The following is a 19,943-nucleotide window of genomic DNA, read 5'->3' on the forward strand; positions in this document are numbered from 1 at the left end:
GCAGAACACGGGTCGTCGTTCGCGTCGCGTTCCTTTTGTCTCTTACGCGTTGCGTCGCGCGCGAAGGCGCCGTGCGTTTCAATCCGATCTCATCAGGGCCGCCATGCAAGTCCAATCGATGCAGTTCAAGGCTCGCGCCGGTCAGAAGCTCGCCGACCAGCGCCTGCAGCAGAACCTGACCAAGCTGTCCACGAAGTTCGTGTCGGCGCGCGCGAGCGCGATGACCGCGATCGACTTCCCCGCGACGCGGGCGGCGCTAAAGGAGCGCCGCAATCGCGCGCTCGACAATCTCGACGTGTGGCTCGAAACCTTCGAGCGCGAAGCGACCCGGCGCGGCGTGACGGTGCTGTTCGCGGAGACGACGCAGGAGGCGGCGCGGCTCGTCGGCGACATCGCGCGCAAGCATGACGTGAAGAAGGTGATCAAGACCAAGTCGATGGTCACCGAGGAAATGCGTCTGAACGAAGTGCTTGGGCAGATGGGCGTGCAGTCGATCGAAACCGATCTCGGCGAATACATCCTGCAGATCAACGACAACGAGCCGCCAAGCCACATCATCGCGCCGGTCGTTCACAAGGATAAGGACGAGATCGCCGATCTGTTCGCGAAGACGCACGGCCGGCCGCGGCTCACCGAGATTCCCGACTTGACGCGCGAGGCGCGCGAGATGCTGCGGCCGCATTTTTTGAGCGCGGACATGGGCGTGACGGGAGGCAATTTCATCATCGCGGAAACGGGATCGGTCGCGGTCGTGACCAACGAGGGCAACGAAGGTATGTGCACGGTAATGCCGCGCGTGCACGTCGCTGTGACCGGCATCGAGAAGGTGCTGCCGACGCTCGAGGATCTCGCGACTGCTATGCGCCTGCTGCCGCGTTCGGCAACCGGTCAGGCCACCTCGAACTATTTTTCGATGCTGACCGGGCCGCGTGGCGCGGGCGATCAGGACGGGCCCGGGCATATGTATGTGGTGCTCGTCGACGGTGGGCGCACGGGGCTGATCGGCGGTGACTTTCAGGAGATGCTTCGCTGCATCCGCTGCGGCGCGTGCATGAACCATTGCCCGGTGTATCAGAAGGTCGGCGGGCACGCGTATGGATGGGTCTATCCGGGGCCGATGGGGTCGGTGCTGACGCCGAGCTATGTCGGCATCGACAAGGCGCTTGACCTGCCCCAAGCCGCGACACTATGCGGCGAGTGCAATAGCGTGTGTCCGGTCGGCATCCCGCTATCCGATCTGTTGCGCAAGCTGCGCGAAAAACAGATGGAACGGCACCTGCGGCCGTGGAAGGAGCGCGCCGGGTTGGCGGTGTGGGGTTGGCTCGCGCTGCATCCCGATGCCTATGCGCTCTTCACCAAGCTCGCCGTGAGGGTGCTCGAGCGCATGGGCGGGCGCAATCGGTCGATCGCCAAACTGCCGTTCGGCGGCGCGGGCTGGACCGATACGCGCGACATGCCGGCGCCCGTCGGCCGCACGTTTCGGGAGTTGTATGCCGCGCAGCGCAGCCATATCGGCTGAGCGGGCGGGCGGCGTCGGGAGTGGTTTGACGGCCGCGCTCGCGCCGCCTGCGAGGTGCCACGGGCGCGAGCGTGGTGGTTCAGCGCCGCCCACTCCTCAATGTTCGGTCATCTGCCCCGCCTGCCGCGCGGGCGCATTTCTCACCCACCCGTTACCTTGTCCGCCGCCGTTGCCTGCTTGCGGCTGGGCCGGCGGCGGGCCGCCTGCGGCGGGGCGTGGGCCGCCATTGGCGCCGCCAGGACCGTGCGGACCGCCCGCAGCGCCCTGCGGCGGCGGGCCGCCGCGCGGTTGACCAGGACCGCCGCCGTTGTTGCCACGATCGTTGTCATGATCGCCGTGATGCCGGTCGTTGTCGCCCGGATGACCGCGATCCGGATAGCCGCGATAGCCTGGGCCCGGCGCCGGACCGTAGTAGCGTCCCGGACCGTAATCGCCGTAGCCGAGGTACACGTTGGTTTGCGGCACGACCGCGGCGCCCGGCGCGTACGCGGAACCGTCGTAACCGCTATAACCGCCGTAGCCGTTGCCGTACATCGGCGTGCCGTCCGGATAGACCGCGCAGCCGCCGAGCAGAGCGGCGGCCACGAGGCCAGCGAGAGGTGCAATGCGTTTCATGTTTTCAGACCGGTTGCAAGTACAAAGAACTATCGATGTAAGAGTAAGACCGTCATTATCGCCGGCCGTCGCGGTGGCTTTGTATGCGTTTGTAAGCTTTTCTTTTTCGTGCCAGCAGCCGATGCCCCGCTCCCGGAAGGCGGTCAATTGACTGTTCCGTTTCGGGCAACGATCTGTCGCGCGCGGGCGCGTATTTCCCGATTGTGAATTCCTATAGCATTTGGACTGGGCATAGTGCGCCAAAAGCTCATGCGCCCCTAATTGGAAAACACATCATGAAAAAGACAATATCGGTGTACTGGCCTCTGGCCATCGTTGTGCCGCTCGCGCTGCTCGCGTGTCTACACGTCAACGGCCAAACTGCTTCGCGCGCTCCACAGATGCCGCTCGACGCCAATCATCTGACCGCAGAACTCGCACGCGCGGTGTCGTACGGGATGATCGACACCGCGTCGGCATTGTCGGCCAAGCCGATGCGTGCGGCCACGGCGACGCCGCTCGCCGAAGCGTCTTAAGCAGGTGCGTCGGACGGCGGCGGTTCGAAGCCGCTGCGCTTACCCGGCTGTACCACGCCGGGCGCGAATCCGTCGAGGTTTGTATAATCGCGGCGCAGTTCACTGACTGTCTGCCGACCCCTACGCGCGGCGCCTCGAGCGTCGAAGAATCCCTGATGAAAACTGTGTCCGTCTGTTTCGTGTGCCTCGGGAATATCTGCCGTTCACCGACGGCGGAGGGCGTGATGCGTCGTCTGGTCGACGAGGCGAAGCTCGCGGACTGCATTCTGCTCGATTCGGCCGGCACCGGCGATTGGCACATCGGCGCGGCGCCCGACGAACGCGCGCAACGCGCGGCGCGCCAGCGCGGCTATGCGCTCGACGCGCTGCGCGGTCGCCAGATCACAGCCGCGGACTTCGAGCGCTTCGATCTGCTGATTGCAATGGACGACCGCAACGTCGCCGCGTTGCGTCAACTGTGTCCGCCCGCGCAGCGCGACAAGATCCGTCTGTTGATGGAGTTCGTGCCGGAGTCGGATGGCCGTTGGAGCGGCGCGCGCGAGGTCGTCGATCCCTATTTCGGCGGCGCGGAAGGCTTCGAGTTGGTGCTCGATCAGTGCGAAGCAGCCTGCCGCGGGCTGATCGCCGCGCTGCGCCCGCAGTTGCTCGGGTAAGTTTCGGGCAAAAACGCGGCCCCCATCCCGCATGCACCGCGCAGACGGGCTCGGCGCCAAAGCATGGCGATCAATTAAGCGGATGACACAAAATATACTGGGCATACTTGACTAAATCGCTCATGTATTTATACTTGACCGAACTTGTCGAGAATTGCGGTTCCCACATCATATGAGACTCACCACGAAAGGCCGTTTCGCCGTCACGGCGATGATCGACCTGGCGCTGCGCCAGGAGCAGGGCCCGGTGACGCTTGCGGGTATCAGCCAGCGCCAACACATCTCCCTGTCGTATCTCGAACAGCTGTTCGGCAAGCTGCGCCGTCATGAAATCGTGGAGTCCGTGCGCGGACCGGGCGGCGGCTACAATCTCGCGCGCCGTGTCGAAGAGGTGACGGTGGCCGACATCATCATCGCGGTCGACGAACCGCTCGACGCCACCCAGTGTGGCGGCAAAGGCACGTGCGAAGGCACCAAGCAGCACGACGGCCACTGCATGACTCATGAGCTGTGGTCGACGCTGAACCAGAAAATGGTCGAATACCTCGATTCGGTTTCGCTGAAGGATCTGGTCGACCAGCAGCGCTCGCGCGAAGGCGCGCCGACGGTGCTGCGCGACAGGCGCAACGACGCGCCGGCGGTCGAACCCGCCCGCGTGGCGCCCAAAGGTCCCAATTCCGTTTTCAACATGGCCGGTTCGTGAAGCGCGGCGCGCAATAAAAAATCCCGCCGCCGCCCCATATCGAGTCCAGAAGCCAGAGCACATGACGCCCCCGGAGCAATTGATGAACAACGACTCTCTCCATCTGCCCATCTACATGGACTACAGCGCCACGACGCCGATCGATCCGCGTGTGGTGGACAAGATGATCCCTTATCTGCGCGAGCAGTTCGGCAATCCCGCGTCGCGTAGTCACGCTTATGGCTGGACCGCCGAGCGCGCAGTCGAGGAGGCGCGCGAGCAGGTGGCCGCGCTCGTGAACGCCGATCCACGCGAAATCATCTGGACCTCGGGTGCGACGGAGTCGGACAACCTCGCTCTGAAAGGTGCCGCGCACTTCTACAAGAGCAAGGGCAAGCACATCATCACGGTGAAGACCGAGCACAAGGCGGTGCTGGACACCACCCGCGAGCTCGAGCGCGAAGGCTTCGAAGTCACCTATCTGGATGTCAAGGACGACGGTCTGATCGATCTCGACGCGTTCAAGGCGGCGCTGCGCCCGGACACGATTCTGGTGTCGGTGATGTCGGTCAACAACGAGATCGGCGTCATCCAGGACATCGAGGCGATCGGCGAGATCACGCGTGAGAAGGGCATTATTTTCCACGTCGACGCGGCGCAGGCCACCGGCAAGATCCAGATCGATCTGCAGAAGCTGAAGGTCGACCTGATGTCGTTCTCGGCGCACAAGACCTACGGCCCGAAGGGCATCGGCGCGCTGTACGTGCGCCGCAAACCGCGTATCCGTATCGAAGCGCAGATGCACGGTGGAGGCCACGAGCGCGGCATGCGTTCGGGCACGCTGGCCACGCACCAGATCGTCGGCATGGGCGAGGCTTTTCGTATCGCACGTGAAGAGATGGCGACCGAAAACGAGCGCATCCGCATGCTGCGTGACCGGCTGCTGAAAGGCCTGTCGCAAATCGAGGAAGTGTATGTGAACGGCGACATGGAAAAGCGTGTGCCGCACAACCTGAACATCAGCTTCAATTTCGTCGAAGGCGAATCGCTGATCATGGCGGTCAAGGACGTGGCGGTGTCGTCGGGCTCGGCGTGCACATCGGCGTCGCTGGAGCCGTCGTACGTGCTGCGCGCGCTTGGCCGCAACGACGAACTCGCGCACAGCTCGATCCGCTTCACGGTGGGGCGCTTCACGACCGAGCAGGAAATCGATTACGTGATCAACCTGCTGAAGTCGAAGATTTCCAAGCTGCGCGATCTGTCGCCGCTGTGGGAAATGCACAAGGACGGGATCGATCTGACGACCATCCAGTGGGCCGCGCACTGACGCGCCGGCTGGACGAAGCGGACATCGAACGTTCATCGGATTGCAGGTTGAAACGAATCAAGGAGTGTAATCATGGCTTATAGCGACAAGGTCCTCGACCACTACGAAAACCCGCGCAACGTCGGTTCCTTCGCGAAGGACGACGACATGGTCGGTACCGGCATGGTCGGCGCGCCGGCCTGCGGCGACGTGATGAAGCTGCAGATCCGCGTCGGCGTGGACGGCATCATCGAAGACGCGAAGTTCAAGACCTACGGCTGCGGTTCCGCCATTGCATCGAGCTCGCTCGTCACCGAATGGGTGAAGGGCAAGACGCTCGACCAGGCCATGTCGATCAAGAACACGCAGATCGCTGAAGAACTGGCACTGCCGCCGGTGAAGATCCACTGCTCGATCCTCGCGGAAGACGCGATCAAGGCAGCGGTCGCCGACTACAAGCAGCGCCACGGTGAAGCAGCGGTTGCCGAAGACGGCAAGGCCGCCTGAGCAACAGGGTAAGAACGGAGTAACCGGTGGGCGCGGCGCGAACACGCGCGCCGCGCACTCTGGCAACTGAGAAACGTTATGGCAATTACGTTGACCGAAAAGGCAGCACAGCACGTCCAGAGGTATCTGACCCGCCGCGGTAAAGGCATCGGGTTGCGCGTTGGCGTGCGCACCACCGGTTGCTCGGGCCTCGCCTACAAGCTCGAGTACGTGGACGAACTCGCGCCGGAAGATCAGGTGTTCGAGACGAGCGGCGTGAAAGTCGTCGTCGACCCGAAGAGTCTCGCGTATATCGACGGCACGGAACTCGACTTTGCGCGCGAAGGGCTGAACGAAGGCTTCAGGTTCAACAACCCGAACGTGAAAGACGAATGCGGCTGCGGCGAGTCATTCCGCGTCTAGGTTCGTTACTTTCCGCGTGCGGCGGATCAAAGGCGGCGCGGGCCGCCTTTTTAGTTTGATCCCCGCTCCACTGAAGCGCTCACGCCTGACAAGGCCCAGCGTTTTCACACCACGTTTTCATCAACGGACTTAAATTCGATGGCCTCGCTGAACGACAGCCACTTCGACCTGTTTGGTCTGCCGGCGCAATTCGCGCTCGACGCGAGCACGCTCGATCATGCGTACCGCACCGTGCAGGCGCAGGTGCATCCGGATCGCTTCGCGGCGGCCGGCGATGCGCAAAAGCGCATCGCGATGCAATGGGCGACGCGCGCGAACGAGGCCTATCAGACGCTGCGCGATCCGCTCAAACGCGCGACCTATCTGCTGTCGTTGCGCGGTATCAACGTCGGCGCGGAAAACAACACGGCGATGGAGCCCGCGTTCCTGATGCAGCAGATGGAGTGGCGCGAGAACATCGAGGACGCGGCCGCGGCGAAGAACGTCGACGCGCTCGACGCGCTGCTCGTCGAGTTGCGCGACGAAGAACGTCAGCGCTTCGACAAGCTCGGCGCCTCGCTCGATAGCGGCGCAAATCAGGCGGCCGGCGAGGCGGTGCGGCAGCTGATGTTCATCGAGCGCGTCGCGTCGGAAGTCGACGCGCAGATCGAGCGGCTCGAAGGCTAGCGCGGTTTCGTGCGACCCGCGCCAATGCGCGGCGCCGGCAAGCAGCTACGGCAAGCAGCAACGGTAGGCAGCGATGTAGCGAGCGACAAACAAAAACCAGAGCGGCCACGAGCCGTGGCATCACCCCCAGCAACGCGAACATTCAGGACGGGGCACAACGTCCCCGAGAAGATCCAGATGGCCTTACTGCAAATCTCCGAACCCGGCATGGCGCCGGCGCCTCACCAGCGGCGTCTGGCGGTCGGTATCGATCTCGGCACCACCAACTCCCTCGTCGCCGCCGTGCGCAGCGGCGTGCCCGATGTGCTGCCCGACGAAGATGGACACGTGCTGCTGCCGTCGGTGGTGCGTTACCTGGAGCAGGGCGGTCGTCGCATCGGCCGCCGGGCGAAGGCCGAAGCCGCGACCGACCCGCGCAACACGATCGTGTCGGTCAAGCGCTTCATGGGCCGCGGCAAGGCCGAGGTGGAGGGCGCCGAGAACGCGCCGTACGATTTCGTCGATGCGCCCGGCATGGTGCAGATCCGCACTGTCGATGGCGTGAAGAGTCCGGTGGAAGTATCGGCTGAAATTCTCGCGACGCTGCGCCAGCGCGCCGAAGACACGCTCGGCGACGAGCTGGTCGGCGCGGTGATCACGGTGCCCGCTTACTTCGACGAAGCGCAGCGCCAGGCGACCAAGGACGCCGCGCGCCTCGCGGGGCTGAACGTGCTGCGTCTGCTCAACGAACCGACTGCGGCCGCGATCGCCTACGGTCTCGACAACGGCGCCGAGGGTCTGTACGCGGTCTATGACCTCGGCGGCGGCACGTTCGACCTGTCGATCCTGAAGCTCACCAAGGGCGTGTTCGAAGTGCTTGCGGCGGGCGGCGATTCCGCCCTCGGCGGCGACGACTTCGACCATGCGTTGTACCGCCACGTGCTCGAGCGGGCCGGCATAGCGCGGCAGACGCTCGCGCCGCACGACGTACGCCTGCTGCTAGATAGCGTGCGCGAGGCCAAGGAGGCGTTGTCGAGCGCGTCGCAGGCAAGCGTCAAGCTCACGCTCGCCAACGGCACCACGCTCGATCTGACGATCGACGAAGCCACGTTCGAGACCCTCACGGCCGCGCTGGTGCAACGCACGCTGGGCCCGACGAAAAAAGCGCTGCGCGACGCGAAGGTCACGACGAAGGAGATCAAGGGCGTCGTACTGGTCGGCGGCGCGACGCGAATGCCGGTGATCCGCCGAGCGGTCGAGGCGTTCTTCGGCCAGCCGCCGCTCGTCAATCTCGATCCGGATCAGGTCGTCGCGCTCGGCGCCGCCATCCAGGCCGATCTGCTGGCCGGCAACCGCGGCGCGGAAGGCGACGAGTGGCTGCTGCTTGACGTGATTCCGCTGTCGCTCGGCGTCGAGACGATGGGTGGCCTCACCGAGAAGATCATTCCGCGCAACTCGACGATTCCGGTCGCGCGCGCGCAGGATTTCACGACCTTCAAGGACGGCCAGACCGCGATGGCGATTCACGTCGTCCAAGGCGAGCGCGAGCTCGTCAGCGATTGCCGTTCGCTCGCGCGCTTCGAGCTGCGCGGCATTCCGCCGATGGCCGCCGGCGCCGCGCGCATTCGCGTGACCTATCAGGTCGACGCCGACGGCCTGCTGTCGGTGTTTGCGCGCGAGCTGGCGTCGGGCGTGGAGGCATCGGTCGTCGTGAAGCCTTCGTATGGCCTCGCCGACGACGACATCGCGCGCATGCTCGAAGACAGCTTTTCGACCGCTGAAATCGACATGCGGGCGCGCGCTCTGCGTGAGGCGCAGGTCGAAGCGCAGCGTCTCGTCGAAGCGACCGACGCGGCGCTCGCCGCCGACGCCGAGCTGCTCGACGACAGCGAACGCGCCGAGCTCGACGCGCTGCTGGCGGCATTGCGCAATGTCGGGCGGGGCGACGACGTCGGCACCATCGAAGCCGCGACGAAGGCGCTCGCCGAAGGCACCGACGAATTCGCCGCGCGCCGCATGAACAAGGGAATTCGCCGCGCGCTGTCGGGCCGCAAGCTCGACGAGCTATGAACGGGCGAGCGTAGCGACAGCAACGTGCACGCGACGCGCGCTCGGGCCACGCGCGAACTGCGCCCCCACGAACCACCGATCGCGCCGCGCGGACTTAAAAAGTCCGCGCGGCGCCAGTAAAATGGCACGGAGCCTGCACGCGGCATTGCTGGCAGCCGCCGTGCCTCAGACCCAAACGGAAACTGTATGCCTCAAATCGTTGTGCTGCCTCACGTCGAACTGTGCCCGGAAGGCGCGGTGATCGACGCCGTTCCCGGCAAGAGCATCTGCGACAACCTGCTCGATAACGGTATCGAAATCGAGCATGCGTGCGAGAAGTCGTGCGCGTGCACGACTTGCCACGTGATCGTGCGTGAGGGTTTCGCCGCCTTGACGCCATCTGAGGAAGACGAGGACGATCTGTTGGACAAGGCATGGGGGCTGGAACCGGCTTCGCGCCTGTCGTGTCAGGCGGTCATGCCGGACGAGCAGGATCTGGTCGTCGAAATTCCGCGTTACTCGATCAATCACGCGAAGGAAAACCACTAACAGGAGGGCGCCGCCATGAAGTGGACCGATACGCAAGACATTGCGATGGCTCTGACGGACAAGCATCAGGACGTGGATCCGCAGCAGGTGCGTTTCACCGACCTGCACCGCTGGGTGACCGAGCTCGAAGGCTTCGACGACGATCCGAACCGTTCGAGCGAAAAGATTCTCGAAGCGATTCAGGCGGCATGGATCGAAGACGCGGATTATTGAACGCGTGATCGAACGGGTGCATTGAACTGCAAAGAAAAGGCGATTCCGATGGAATCGCCTTTTTTCGTGGCGCGTCGACGAACGTCGGGCGCCGAGCTCAGTCGGCGACGAGGCCGCCGTTCTGAACGCGCACGCGCTCGCCGTCGCGGAACGGCGGCGCCTCGCTATAGGTGAAGTAGCGCGTCTTGCCGTCTTCCATGCGCACGCGCACCGAATACGACGTCGTGCTGCGCAGATGTTTTTCGACCGAGTTGCCGGCGAACCCGCCGCCGAGCGCGCCGAGCAGCGTCATTGCGGTACGCCCGCCGCCGGCACCGAACTGATTACCGACGACGCCCCCGGCCACCGCACCGCCGACCGCGCCAATGCCGGTGCCATGTCCTTCATGCCGAACCGCCGAGATCGCGACGACGGTGCCGCAAGTCGAGCAATAAGCGGCTTGCGGCACCGGCTGTTGCGCATGCTGCGGCGCGGCCTGTGCCTGCTGTTGCTGCGCGTATTGCTGCTGCGTCGGAGCAGCCGCAGGGGTGACCGGCACCGCTTGCTGAGCCTGAACCTGCCGCTGTTGCGCCGATGGATTGACCGGCGCGGCCGAATCGACGACGCCCGGCGGTTGTGTGCTGACCCGCGCGGCTTGTGTCTGGCCGTTCTGTGCGCCGTTGCCCGACGCCTTCGGGAACACGCCGGTGATCGCCGCGGTAGCGACGAGACTCGCGACGAGCACCGCGCCGGCGGCCACCGCGATCAACGGATGAAGACGACGTGGCTGCGTGGGTTGATGAGTAGGGGTGTCCATGTTGGGCCTCCGTTTCTGACAGAGCCGACTTCTGGTGAGACTGAGTGTCGGACAATTCGATCCGGGCAGCGTTTCAATTTGTAACCCGTGCGGTGACGGCCCTGGGCGTGCGTCGGTGACCTGTTCGCGGCGCGCCTTGCTGTTCGCGCGCTTGTAAAACCACTACGACAACGGCGACTCGTGCGTGACCGGGCAGCTTTTACCGCTGGTTACAAACGATCGTTAGCAGAAATCGGTCCCGCGAGGCGAAAAGGCTCGGCATAAAAAAACGCCCGGCATCAGCCGGGCGTTCTTCACCACCATGCCATTGCACTGGAAGCGCAACGATCGCTAGCGCTCGGCGCCGCTCAATCCTCGCGACGCAGATGCGGGAACAGGATCACGTCGCGGATGCTCGGGCTATCGGTCAGCATCATCACCAGACGGTCGATGCCGATACCGCAGCCGCCCGCCGGCGGCATGCCGTATTCGAGCGCGCGGATGTAGTCGGCGTCGTAGAACATCGCTTCTTCGTCGCCGGCGTCTTTCTGGTCGACCTGCTTCTTGAAGCGCGCGGCCTGATCTTCCGGATCGTTCAGCTCCGAGAAGCCGTTGGCGATTTCGCGGCCGGTGATGAACAGCTCGAAACGCTCGGTGATGCCCGCCACCTTATCCGACGCCCGCGCGAGCGGCGAAACTTCGATCGGGTAGTCGATGATGTAGGTCGGCTCCCACAGTTGCGACTCGGCGGTCTCTTCGAACAGCGCCAGTTGCAGCGAGCCGACGCCCGCATTCAGGAACTTCGGCTGCGATGCATCGACGCCGAACTTCTTCAGCTCGGCGCGCAGGAAGGTGCTGTCGGCGAGCTGTTCGTTCGTGTATTGCGGCGCGTACTTCTGGATCGCCTGCGTGATCGTGAGCCGATGGAACGGCTTCGACAGATCGAGCTCGCGACCCTGATACGTGATGGTGGCCGTGCCGAGCGAATCGGTCGTTGCCTGGCGAATCAGCTGCTCGGTGAAATCCATCAGCCACTTGTAGTCGGTGTAGGCCGCGTAGAACTCGATCATCGTGAATTCCGGGTTGTGGCGCACGGACACGCCCTCGTTGCGGAAGTTACGATTGATCTCGAACACGCGCTCGAAACCGCCCACCACCAGCCGCTTCAGATACAGCTCCGGCGCGATGCGCAGGAACATCTGCATGTCGAGTGCGTTGTGGTGCGTCGAGAACGGCTTGGCCGCCGCGCCACCCGGAATCGGATGCAGCATCGGCGTTTCGACTTCCATGAAGTTCGCGTCGGCCATGTACTTGCGGATCGACGAAATCGCCTTCGTACGCGCGATGAATGTGCGGCGCGTTTCCGGCGTGACGATCAGGTCGACATAGCGCTGGCGGTACTTCATTTCCTGATCGGCGAGACCGTGGAATTTGTCCGGCAGCGGACGCAGCGATTTCGACAGCAGGCGCAGCTCGGTGCAGCGCACCGACAGCTCGCCCTTGTTGGTGCGGAACAGCACGCCGCGCGCCGCGACGATGTCGCCCATGTCCCACTTCTTGAACGCGTCGTAGGTTTCCTGACCGACGTCGGCCGGCGTGATGAAGAACTGGATCTGACCCGAGCCGTCGCGCACGGTCGCGAAGCTCGCCTTGCCCATCACGCGTTTCAACATCATGCGGCCGGCGATCGCGACTTCGAGCGGATTCGCTTCGAGCGCTTCCTTGTCGGTGTGTTCGTACTGTGCCTGCAGATCTTCGGCGTGGTGCGTAGGACGGAAATCGTTCGGATAGGCGACGCCTTGCTCACGCAGCTCGCGCAGCTTTTCGCGGCGCTCGGCGATGATCTTGTTGTCGTCCGCTGCGGGCGCGACAGTCGGCTGGGTCGGTTCAGTCATGATGATTTGGTATTCGGTGGCCCGCGCGCGGCGTGCGCCGTGGGCGGGAAGCCAGTCAGTGTAAAAACCTCAGGCGGTACTGGAAAAACGGCGAACAAACAACGCGGAAGCAGCGACGAAGGAAGCGCGGTCCCGATCGGTGAACGTGGCCGCGCCGTGCGCGCTCATACGCCCTGTTTCAGGCTCGCGCTGATGAACGGATCGAGGTCGCCGTCGAGCACGCTCTTCGTATTGCTGATTTCGACGTTGGTGCGCAGATCCTTGATGCGGCTGTTGTCGAGCACGTACGAACGGATCTGATGGCCCCAACCCACATCGGTCTTGCCCGCTTCGAGCTTGTCCTGCTCGGCCTGACGTTTGCGGATTTCCGCTTCGTACAGGCGCGATTTCAGCATCGCCATCGCTTCGGCGCGGTTGCGGTGCTGCGAGCGGTCGTTCTGGCACTGCACGACGATGCCCGACGGCATGTGCGTGATACGCACTGCCGAGTCGGTCTTGTTGATGTGCTGACCGCCCGCGCCCGAAGCACGGTACGTGTCGATGCGCAGATCGGCCGGATTGATGTCGACTTCAATCGAGTCGTCGATTTCCGGGTACACGAACACCGACGAGAACGACGTGTGACGACCGCCCGACGAGTCGAACGGTGACTTGCGCACGAGCCGGTGCACGCCGGTTTCGGTACGCAGGAAGCCGTACGCGTATTCGCCTTCGATCTTGATCGTCGCGTTCTTGATGCCAGCGACATCGCCTTCGGTCTGCTCGAGCACTTCGGTCTTGAAGCCCTTGCGCTCGCAATAACGCAGATACTGGCGCAGCAGCATCGACGCCCAGTCGCACGCCTCGGTGCCGCCGGCGCCGGCCTGGATGTCGAGAAAGGCGTTGTTGGGGTCGGCCGGATTGGCGAACATCCGGCGAAATTCCATGTCGGCGACGCGTGCCTCGATGGCCTGGGCGTCGGCTTCGCAGGCGAGCAGCGTGTCGTCGTCGGCTTCTTCGCGCGCCATGTCGAACAGGTCCTGCGCGTCGCGCACGTCGTTGGTGATCGACGTGAGCTTGCCGACCGTATCGTCGAGCAGCTTCTTTTCCTTACCGAGTGCCTGGGCGTGCTTCGAGTCGTTCCAGACGTCCGGGTCTTCGAGTTCCCGGTTGACTTCGATCAGACGAAGTGCCTTGTCGTCGTAGTCAAAGATACCCCCGTAGGTCGTCCGCGCGCTTGCGCAGGTCGGCCAGAGAGGCTTCGATCGCGTTGAGACGTTCCGCTTCCATGTCGATCTTCTATTCTGCGTAAAAAGCAGAAATTATAGCCGATCGGCACGCCGCGCCGGAGCCTCACGGGCGATCCGGCGCGCGTTCGCGATTGATTTTGCGGAAGATTTCAGCTCACCGCGTGCTCGACGATCAGTTGCACGCGCGACACGCCGTTCCACGTGTCGCTCGCGAGCCGATAGGCGACGGTCGTGCGCGCGGGCAGGGTGTCCGTGTGGTTGAACCAGATCGCGTTGAAGCGCTGGCGGCCGCGCAGCAGTTGCAGCTTCAGGTGCTTGTCCTTCACGAGCGCCTGCGAGGCGACCTCGAACTCGCCCGAGAATACCGGCGCCGGAAAGCCTTGGCCCCAGACGGCCGCGTCGAGCATCTCGACGAATTGCGGCGTGAAGTATGCGTCTTCGAGCTCGCCGTCGGTTTCCACAGTGCGCGCGAGCGCCTCCGCGGACAGCCACTCGCGGCCGACCGCCTCGAACGCGGCCGTGAAGCGCGGCACGTCGGCGGCGGCGATCGTCAGGCCTGCCGCCATCGCGTGGCCGCCGAATTTGACGATCAGGTCCGGCTCGCGCTTCGAGATCAGATCGAGCGCGTCGCGCAGGTGGAAGCCCCCGATCGAGCGCCCCGAGCCCTTGACGAGCACGCCGGTAGCGTCGGCGGGCGCGAATGTGAACGACGGGCGGTGGAACTTCTCCTTCAGGCGCCCCGCGACGATGCCGATCACGCCCTGATGCCAGCCCGGATTGAACAGCGTGATCGTGGTCGAGCCGTCGGGATCGATCGTCGACAGGTCGTCCAGCGCCTGCTGCTGCATGCCCGCCTCGATTTCACGGCGCTCGCGGTTCATCGCGTCGAGCTGCTGCGCGAGTTCCCATGCGCGGCCGACGTCGTCGGTGGTCAGGCATTCGATGCCGAGCGACATGTCCGACAGCCGTCCCGCCGCGTTCAGGCGGGGTCCCAGCGCGAAGCCGAGGTCGAAGCCGGACGCGTTGCGCGCATCGCGCGCGGCGGCGCGAAACAGCGCGGCGATGCCCGGCTGCATGCGGCCGCGGCGGATCCGCTGCAAACCTTGCGCGACCAGCACGCGGTTGTTGCCGTCGAGTTTGACGACATCGGCGACCGTGCCGAGGGCGACCAGATCTAGCAGGCCGTCGAGGCGCGGTTCGGACAGCGCGTCGCCGAACGCGCCGCGGCGGCGCAGTTCCGCGCGCAGCGCGAGCAGCACGTAGAACATCACGCCGACGCCGGCGATGCATTTGCTCGGGAACGTGCAGCCCGGCTGGTTCGGATTGACGATCGCGCGGGCGGCGGGCAGCTCGTCGCCGGGCAGGTGGTGGTCGGTGACGAGCACGTCGATGCCGAGCGCGTTGGCCGCCGCGACGCCGTCGACGCTCGCGATGCCGTTGTCGACGGTGATCAGCAGATCGGGCTTGCCGGCTGCGCTGCGCGTCGCCAGCTCGACGATGTCCGGCGTGAGCCCGTAGCCATGCTCCATGCGGTTCGGCACCAGATAGTCGATGCGCGCGCCGAACATGCGCAGCCCGCGCACCGCGACCGCGCATGCGGTCGCGCCGTCGCAGTCGTAGTCGGCGACGACCAGCATGCGGCGCTGCTGCTGGAGCGCGTCGGCAAGCAGCGCGGCGGCCGCGTCGCAGCCCTTCAGTTCGGCGGGCGGGACGAGCCGCGCTAGGCCGGTCTCGATGTCTTCGGGCAGGCACACGCCGCGCGCTGCGTAGAGGCGCGCGAGCACCGGATGCAGGCCGCAGCGGGTCAGCACTTCGGCGTCGACGGGGGAGCAGGGGCGCGTAACGATTCGGGTCATGCGGAAGGGCCGTGGATCATTCGATGAAAAGCGAGGCCAGCACGCGCCGCCGCCAGAATTTGCGCAGATCGCGGCGCGTGACCGTCAGCGTCACCGAGCCGGTGTCGCCGCACAGCGTGAGCGCGAGTTCGGCAAGCTCGCCCGCTTGCAGCGCCGCGAGCGCGGGCTCGAACCAGTCGGTCTGCAGTGCGGCGAATGCCTGGTTCCAGCGCGCCCAGTCCTGCTCGATGTAGGGCGCGGAGAACGGATCGAGTTCGACGAGCGTTGCGCCGCTACCGTTGGTCGCACCGCGCAGCGCCGCCGACAGTTCGCCGTACGACGCCGGCGGTGCGCTCGTCGCGACCCCCGCGCTGAGCGCGAGACCGCGCGTCGCGGCGGCATCCGACAGCACCAGCGCGAACGGACTATGCACGGGCCGCGCGGCGCCCTGCGCGTGAAACCAGATCGAGTTGACGGCCGGCAGCCCGCGCGCCTCGCGCGCTTCGTTGACCGGATGCTCGAACCACGCCATCTGCACTTCGTTCTGCAGCTTCATCCACGCGCGCGAACGTTGGCCGGAATGCGCTTCGTGCGGCAGCCAGATCTCGATGTTGCGGCCGCTCGCGCGCAACGGCGACGCGCCCGCGAGCGTGCCGAAAGCATCGCTCGACAGATACCAGCGGGTCGGCTTCGGCGCCTCGATGCGCACGCCGAGCTCCTCGATCAGCGGACGTGCGAGCGCGAGCAGCGTGCCCGCTTCGTCGTCCGACAGATCGAGCGACGCGGGATCGATCAGCACCAGGTGGTCGTGCGCGATGCGCACGTGCACCGGCTGCACGCAGGCCCACGTCGCGCTGCCGGGTTCACCGCCGTCGGCGCGCAGCATGTAAGGCGCGAGCGGGGCTTCGTCGGCGGCGGCCGAGGCGCCGTCGGGCAGCGCGCCGAATTGTCGCGCGACCCAGCGCTCGTGCGGCAGCGTGCGCTGAAAATCCTCGCCGATCACTCGTTCGATCAGCGTCGCGCGCGCGATCAGCCGGTCGAGGGCGGGACTCTGGATGTCGTGGAGCGCGGTGGAGGCGTCGGCCGCGGCGGGCAGCACGAAGGGCAGCAGAAGATGGAGGCGGTCGGCAGGCATGATGCTGCGCATTGTAGGGCAAACGGTGCGAGTATTTCGATGCGGGGCGGCCGGTTTGTCGATCGCGCGGGCCGCGGCAGGTCCGTTGCGCGAGCCGGCGGCATTGTGTGGCAAACTTCGCGCTTGATCGCTGGTCGAGCCGCGGGGCCTGGCAGGGTGGCGCACCGGCAGAGCGGCGCAGTGGCCTCGCGAGCGAGGAACGATCCGCGTCGCCGCGAGCCCAACGATCACGACGCTCGGGCCGCACGGCGGGCGCTTGGTGTCCGTCGCCCGGCACACAGTCGAAGAACGCACAAAAGGATTCGCTTGAAATTTCCCTACGAATGGCAGATTGGCTGGCGCTATACGCGCGCCGGCAAACGCACGACCGGTAACGGCTTCATTTCGTTCATCGCGCTGGTGTCGATGTCGGGCATTGCGCTGGGTGTCGCGGCGTTGATCGTCGTGCTGTCGGTGATGAACGGCTTTCAGAAAGAGGTGCGCGACCGCATGCTCTCGGTGCTCGCGCACGTCGAAATCTTTTCGCCGACCGGTTCGATGCCCGACTGGCAACTGACCGCGAAGGAAGCGCGTCAGAACAAGGAGGTGATTGGCGCGGCTCCGTACGTCGAGGCCCAGGCGCTGCTCACGCGCCAGGATGCGGTAAGCGGTGTCGCGTTGCGCGGCATCGAGCCGACGCTCGAGCCTGAAGTGTCCGACATCGGCAAGGAAATGAAGGGCGGCAAGCTGACCGACCTCATGCCGGGCGACTTCGGCATCGTGCTCGGCGCGGATCTTGCCGCGAACCTCGGCGTGCAGCTGAACGACAAGATCACGCTGGTCGCGCCCGAAGGCACGATCACGCCGGCCGGCATGCTGCCACGGCTCAAGCAGTTCACGGTGGTCGGCATCTTCGAGTCGGGTCACTACGAATACGACAGCACGCTCGCGCTGATCAACATCAAGGACGCGCAGGCGCTGTTCCGGCTGCCCGCGCCGACCGGCGTGCGGCTTCGCCTCTCCAACATGCAGCGCGCGCCGCAAGTCGCGCATCAGCTGGCGCGCACGCTGTCGGGCGATCTGTACATTCGCGACTGGACCCAGCAGAACAAGACCTGGTTCTCGGCGGTGCAGATCGAAAAGCGCATGATGTTCATCATCCTGACGCTGATCATTGCGGTGGCCGCGTTCAATCTGGTGTCGTCGCTGGTGATGACGGTGACCAACAAGCAGGCCGATATCGCGATCCTGCGCACGCTCGGCGCACAGCCCCGCTCGATCATGAAAATCTTCGTCGTGCAGGGCGTGACGATCGGCTTCATCGGCACGGCGACCGGCGTCGCGCTCGGTTGCCTGATCGCATGGAGCATTCCGTGGCTCGTGCCGATGATCGAGCATCTGCTCGGCGTGCAGTTCCTGCCGCCGTCGGTTTACTTCATCAGTGAGCTGCCGTCCGAGCTGATTCCGGCCGACGTCGCGCGCATCGGCATCATCGCGTTCGTGCTGTCGGCGCTCGCGACGCTGTATCCGAGCTGGCGCGGCGCGAAGGTCCGTCCGGCGGAGGCGCTGCGTTATGAATGACCGCCTCGTCCATCCGTCAACCGATGCATCCATGACCGCTCAGGGCCCCGCGTCGTATCCGTATGTGCTCGAAGCCACCGGCATTTCCAAATCGTTCGTGCAGGGCGGCCTGAACGTGCAGGTGCTCAACAACGCGCAACTCGCCGTGCGGCGCGGCGAGAAGCTCGCGATCGTCGGTGCGTCGGGCTCCGGCAAGAGCACGCTGCTGCACGTGCTCGGCGGTCTCGACGATCCGAGCGCGGGCCAGGTGTCAGTGCTCGGCAAGCCGTTCACGAAGCTCTCCGAGCGCGAGCGCAACGACCTGCGCAATCGCGCGCTTGGTTTCGTGTATCAGTTCCACCATCTGCTGCCGGAGTTTTCCGCGCTCGACAACGTCGCGATGCCGCTGCGGATTCGTCGCGAGACGACCGAAGTCGCGCGCCGTGAGGCAATGGCGGTGCTGGAGCGCGTCGGCATGGGGCATCGCGCGAAGCATCGGCCAGGTGAGCTGTCGGGCGGCGAGCGCCAGCGTGTCGCGATCGCGCGCGCGCTTGTCACGCAGCCCGCCTGCGTGCTGGCCGACGAGCCGACCGGCAATCTCGACGGCGGCACCGCCGACACGGTGTTCAACCTGATGCTCGAACTGTCGCGCACGCTCGAGACCAGCTTCGTGATCGTCACGCACGACCCGGAACTGGCGGGCCGCTGCGACCGCATCGTGCGGCTGCGCGACGGCGTGCTGCACGAAGAGCCGCCGGTGCCGGTCTGAATGCGGGCCGGCATGGTCGTTGCGGGTGCTCGCGGATGACTGACGCCCACCGCCGACCGCCGGACCGCCTTCGGTGCGCTCCCACTGCCAGCGAGACAACCCATGTGGATCGATACGCACTGCCATCTCGACGCTTCGGAGTTCGACGCGGACCGTGACGCGGTCGCGGCCTCCGCGCGCGATGCGGGCGTGTCGCGCATCGTGATTCCGGCCATCGGGCGACAGAACTTCGCGGCGGTGCGCGAGCTCGCGCACCGCGTCGACGGCGGCGCTTACGCGCTCGGCATTCATCCGCTGTTCACGCCGGGCGCCGTCGATGCCGACCTCGACCTGCTGCGCATGGAGATCGAGGCGAGTCTCGACGATCCGCGCTTCGTCGGCATCGGCGAGATCGGGCTCGATTTTTTCGTCGCTGGTCTCGACGAAGCGCGCCAGCAGTTTTTCTACAACGGCCAGTTGCAGCTCGCGCGCGAATTCGATCTGCCGGTGATCTGCCACGTGCGCAAATCGCAGGATCAGGTGCTCAAGGGGTTGCGCCGGCATCAGATCCATCGCGGCATCGCGCACGCGTTCAATGGCAGTTTTCAGCAGGCGCAGGCTTATATCGATCAGGGGTTGCATCTCGGCTTCGGCGGCAACCTGACGTTCGAGCGCGCGCGGCAAATCCGGCGACTCGCCGAACAGTTGCCGTTCGACGCGCTGGTCATCGAGACCGACGCGCCGGATATCGCGCCCTCGTGGATGTACCGGCAGCGCAATTCTCCCGAGCAGATTCCGGCGATCGGCGCGAGCCTCGCGCAACTGCGCAGTGTCACCTCGGACGCAGCCGCCCTTGGCACAACGGCTAACGCGCTCGCCGCACTGCCGCGACTCGCGCTTTCCTCCGCATAATCGATACCGTTGATCGAAAGGGTTCGCGCCGGGCGACGCCCACGCCCGGCGGGCTCGCTGCTGCCCGTTCGCGACGCGTGGGCTCGCCCGGCGCTAGCGGCGCGGAGGGCGAATGCGGGCAGTCTGGTGCGGGTTTGGGTTGGGCGTGATCTGGTTGCAGCGGCAGGCGGCGCTGCCGGATACGGGCGGATGGTGGGGGTTGATACCTGTCTCTTAGACA

At 65.3% G+C, this 19,943-nt stretch carries 20 protein-coding genes; 14 read left to right on the plus strand and 6 right to left on the minus strand.

Annotated elements, in window-relative coordinates:
- The first annotated feature begins 103 nt into the window (after positions 1-103).
- Positions 104-1,519, plus strand: coding sequence for a lactate utilization protein B (locus tag F6X42_RS33635; RefSeq protein WP_187638308.1), 1,416 nt, complete (start codon positions 104-106; stop codon positions 1,517-1,519).
- 96 nt (positions 1,520-1,615) lie between these two features.
- On the opposite strand, the gene F6X42_RS33640 is transcribed toward F6X42_RS33635, so the two are convergent.
- A complete protein-coding gene (locus F6X42_RS33640; protein WP_187638309.1) occupies positions 1,616-2,134 on the minus strand; it encodes a hypothetical protein in 519 nt (172 codons plus the stop codon).
- 275 nt (positions 2,135-2,409) lie between these two features.
- Between F6X42_RS33640 and F6X42_RS33645 the strand changes: the two genes are divergently transcribed.
- The 10 genes from F6X42_RS33645 (at position 2,410) to iscX (ending at position 9,655) form a co-directional block, all read left to right on the plus strand.
- Positions 2,410-2,649, plus strand: coding sequence for a hypothetical protein (locus F6X42_RS33645; RefSeq protein ID WP_187638310.1), 240 nt, complete (start codon positions 2,410-2,412; stop codon positions 2,647-2,649).
- Positions 2,650-2,804: 155 nt separating this feature from the next.
- Positions 2,805-3,302, plus strand: coding sequence for a low molecular weight protein-tyrosine-phosphatase (locus tag F6X42_RS33650; protein ID WP_187638311.1), 498 nt, complete (start codon positions 2,805-2,807; stop codon positions 3,300-3,302).
- Between the two features lie 172 nt (positions 3,303-3,474).
- Complete coding sequence (iscR, locus tag F6X42_RS33655; protein WP_187638312.1) at positions 3,475-4,005, plus strand: Fe-S cluster assembly transcriptional regulator IscR; 531 nt, start codon at positions 3,475-3,477, stop codon at positions 4,003-4,005.
- Positions 4,006-4,087: 82 nt separating this feature from the next.
- Positions 4,088-5,311 (plus strand): IscS subfamily cysteine desulfurase, encoded by a 1,224-nt coding sequence (locus F6X42_RS33660; protein ID WP_187638313.1) that lies wholly within the window; start codon positions 4,088-4,090, stop codon positions 5,309-5,311.
- Positions 5,312-5,383: 72 nt separating this feature from the next.
- Entirely contained in the window at positions 5,384-5,797 is a 414-nt protein-coding gene (iscU, locus tag F6X42_RS33665; RefSeq protein ID WP_187638314.1) for a Fe-S cluster assembly scaffold IscU, read from the plus strand.
- 78 nt (positions 5,798-5,875) lie between these two features.
- On the plus strand, positions 5,876-6,199 hold the full coding sequence (gene iscA, locus F6X42_RS33670) for an iron-sulfur cluster assembly protein IscA (protein WP_187638315.1): 324 nt from the start codon (positions 5,876-5,878) through the stop codon (positions 6,197-6,199).
- A 138-nt stretch (positions 6,200-6,337) separates the two neighbouring features.
- On the plus strand, positions 6,338-6,865 hold the full coding sequence (gene hscB / locus F6X42_RS33675; protein WP_187638316.1) for a Fe-S protein assembly co-chaperone HscB: 528 nt from the start codon (positions 6,338-6,340) through the stop codon (positions 6,863-6,865).
- A 177-nt stretch (positions 6,866-7,042) separates the two neighbouring features.
- Positions 7,043-8,914, plus strand: coding sequence for a Fe-S protein assembly chaperone HscA (hscA, locus tag F6X42_RS33680; protein WP_187638317.1), 1,872 nt, complete (start codon positions 7,043-7,045; stop codon positions 8,912-8,914).
- A 186-nt stretch (positions 8,915-9,100) separates the two neighbouring features.
- Positions 9,101-9,442, plus strand: a complete 342-nt coding sequence (gene fdx, locus F6X42_RS33685; protein ID WP_090800789.1) for an ISC system 2Fe-2S type ferredoxin — start codon at positions 9,101-9,103, stop codon at positions 9,440-9,442.
- Between the two features lie 15 nt (positions 9,443-9,457).
- Positions 9,458-9,655, plus strand: coding sequence for a Fe-S cluster assembly protein IscX (gene iscX, locus F6X42_RS33690; RefSeq protein ID WP_027198111.1), 198 nt, complete (start codon positions 9,458-9,460; stop codon positions 9,653-9,655).
- A gap of 97 nt (positions 9,656-9,752) precedes the next feature.
- Here iscX and F6X42_RS33695 read toward each other — a convergent pair whose 3' ends face one another.
- From F6X42_RS33695 to F6X42_RS33715, 5 genes are all read right to left on the minus strand, one after another.
- The gene (locus F6X42_RS33695) at positions 9,753-10,451 is read right to left on the minus strand and encodes a glycine zipper 2TM domain-containing protein (protein ID WP_187638318.1); all 699 of its coding nucleotides are present in this window, start codon (positions 10,449-10,451) and stop codon (positions 9,753-9,755) included.
- A 347-nt stretch (positions 10,452-10,798) separates the two neighbouring features.
- Positions 10,799-12,325 carry a lysine--tRNA ligase gene (gene lysS / locus F6X42_RS33700; protein ID WP_187638319.1) on the minus strand — a complete coding sequence of 509 codons (1,527 nt, stop codon included), beginning with the start codon at positions 12,323-12,325 and terminating at the stop codon, positions 10,799-10,801.
- 164 nt (positions 12,326-12,489) lie between these two features.
- Positions 12,490-13,594 (minus strand): peptide chain release factor 2 gene (gene prfB, locus F6X42_RS33705; RefSeq protein ID WP_187638320.1). Its coding sequence is split into 2 segments (ribosomal slippage): positions 12,490-13,512 and positions 13,514-13,594, totalling 1,104 coding nucleotides; the frame shifts between segments, so codons are not numbered across the junction.
- A 109-nt stretch (positions 13,595-13,703) separates the two neighbouring features.
- A complete protein-coding gene (gene recJ / locus F6X42_RS33710; RefSeq protein WP_187638321.1) occupies positions 13,704-15,410 on the minus strand; it encodes a single-stranded-DNA-specific exonuclease RecJ in 1,707 nt (568 codons plus the stop codon).
- A gap of 16 nt (positions 15,411-15,426) precedes the next feature.
- Positions 15,427-16,536 carry a regulator gene (locus tag F6X42_RS33715; RefSeq protein ID WP_187638322.1) on the minus strand — a complete coding sequence of 370 codons (1,110 nt, stop codon included), beginning with the start codon at positions 16,534-16,536 and terminating at the stop codon, positions 15,427-15,429.
- A 294-nt stretch (positions 16,537-16,830) separates the two neighbouring features.
- Between F6X42_RS33715 and F6X42_RS33720 the strand changes: the two genes are divergently transcribed.
- The 3 genes from F6X42_RS33720 to F6X42_RS33730 all read left to right on the plus strand — a co-directional run bounded on the left by F6X42_RS33720 (position 16,831) and on the right by F6X42_RS33730 (position 19,723).
- Positions 16,831-18,084 (plus strand): lipoprotein-releasing ABC transporter permease subunit, encoded by a 1,254-nt coding sequence (locus F6X42_RS33720; RefSeq protein WP_187638323.1) that lies wholly within the window; start codon positions 16,831-16,833, stop codon positions 18,082-18,084.
- Between the two features lie 31 nt (positions 18,085-18,115).
- Positions 18,116-18,832, plus strand: a complete 717-nt coding sequence (lolD, locus tag F6X42_RS33725; protein WP_376776489.1) for a lipoprotein-releasing ABC transporter ATP-binding protein LolD — start codon at positions 18,116-18,118, stop codon at positions 18,830-18,832.
- 102 nt (positions 18,833-18,934) lie between these two features.
- The gene (locus F6X42_RS33730) at positions 18,935-19,723 is read left to right on the plus strand and encodes a TatD family hydrolase (protein WP_187638325.1); all 789 of its coding nucleotides are present in this window, start codon (positions 18,935-18,937) and stop codon (positions 19,721-19,723) included.
- Positions 19,724-19,943 lie beyond the last annotated feature (220 nt).

This window comes from Paraburkholderia podalyriae, assembly GCF_014397785.1.
Classification (GTDB): domain Bacteria; phylum Pseudomonadota; class Gammaproteobacteria; order Burkholderiales; family Burkholderiaceae; genus Paraburkholderia; species Paraburkholderia podalyriae.

Bases quoted from the DNA above. Each gene is read 5' to 3' on its own strand.
- F6X42_RS33635 (WP_187638308.1), top strand. From the start codon at position 104: ATGCAAGTCCAATCGATGCAGTTCAAGGCTCGCGCCGGTCAGAAGCTC.
- F6X42_RS33640 (WP_187638309.1), bottom strand. From the start codon at position 2,134: ATGAAACGCATTGCACCTCTCGCTGGCCTCGTGGCCGCCGCTCTGCTC.
- F6X42_RS33645 (WP_187638310.1), top strand. From the start codon at position 2,410: ATGAAAAAGACAATATCGGTGTACTGGCCTCTGGCCATCGTTGTGCCG.
- F6X42_RS33650 (WP_187638311.1), top strand. From the start codon at position 2,805: ATGAAAACTGTGTCCGTCTGTTTCGTGTGCCTCGGGAATATCTGCCGT.
- iscR (WP_187638312.1), top strand. From the start codon at position 3,475: ATGAGACTCACCACGAAAGGCCGTTTCGCCGTCACGGCGATGATCGAC.
- F6X42_RS33660 (WP_187638313.1), top strand. From the start codon at position 4,088: ATGAACAACGACTCTCTCCATCTGCCCATCTACATGGACTACAGCGCC.
- iscU (WP_187638314.1), top strand. From the start codon at position 5,384: ATGGCTTATAGCGACAAGGTCCTCGACCACTACGAAAACCCGCGCAAC.
- iscA (WP_187638315.1), top strand. From the start codon at position 5,876: ATGGCAATTACGTTGACCGAAAAGGCAGCACAGCACGTCCAGAGGTAT.
- hscB (WP_187638316.1), top strand. From the start codon at position 6,338: ATGGCCTCGCTGAACGACAGCCACTTCGACCTGTTTGGTCTGCCGGCG.
- hscA (WP_187638317.1), top strand. From the start codon at position 7,043: ATGGCCTTACTGCAAATCTCCGAACCCGGCATGGCGCCGGCGCCTCAC.
- fdx (WP_090800789.1), top strand. From the start codon at position 9,101: ATGCCTCAAATCGTTGTGCTGCCTCACGTCGAACTGTGCCCGGAAGGC.
- iscX (WP_027198111.1), top strand. From the start codon at position 9,458: ATGAAGTGGACCGATACGCAAGACATTGCGATGGCTCTGACGGACAAG.
- F6X42_RS33695 (WP_187638318.1), bottom strand. From the start codon at position 10,451: ATGGACACCCCTACTCATCAACCCACGCAGCCACGTCGTCTTCATCCG.
- lysS (WP_187638319.1), bottom strand. From the start codon at position 12,325: ATGACTGAACCGACCCAGCCGACTGTCGCGCCCGCAGCGGACGACAAC.
- recJ (WP_187638321.1), bottom strand. From the start codon at position 15,410: ATGACCCGAATCGTTACGCGCCCCTGCTCCCCCGTCGACGCCGAAGTG.
- F6X42_RS33715 (WP_187638322.1), bottom strand. From the start codon at position 16,536: ATGCGCAGCATCATGCCTGCCGACCGCCTCCATCTTCTGCTGCCCTTC.
- lolD (WP_376776489.1), top strand. From the start codon at position 18,116: ATGACCGCTCAGGGCCCCGCGTCGTATCCGTATGTGCTCGAAGCCACC.
- F6X42_RS33730 (WP_187638325.1), top strand. From the start codon at position 18,935: ATGTGGATCGATACGCACTGCCATCTCGACGCTTCGGAGTTCGACGCG.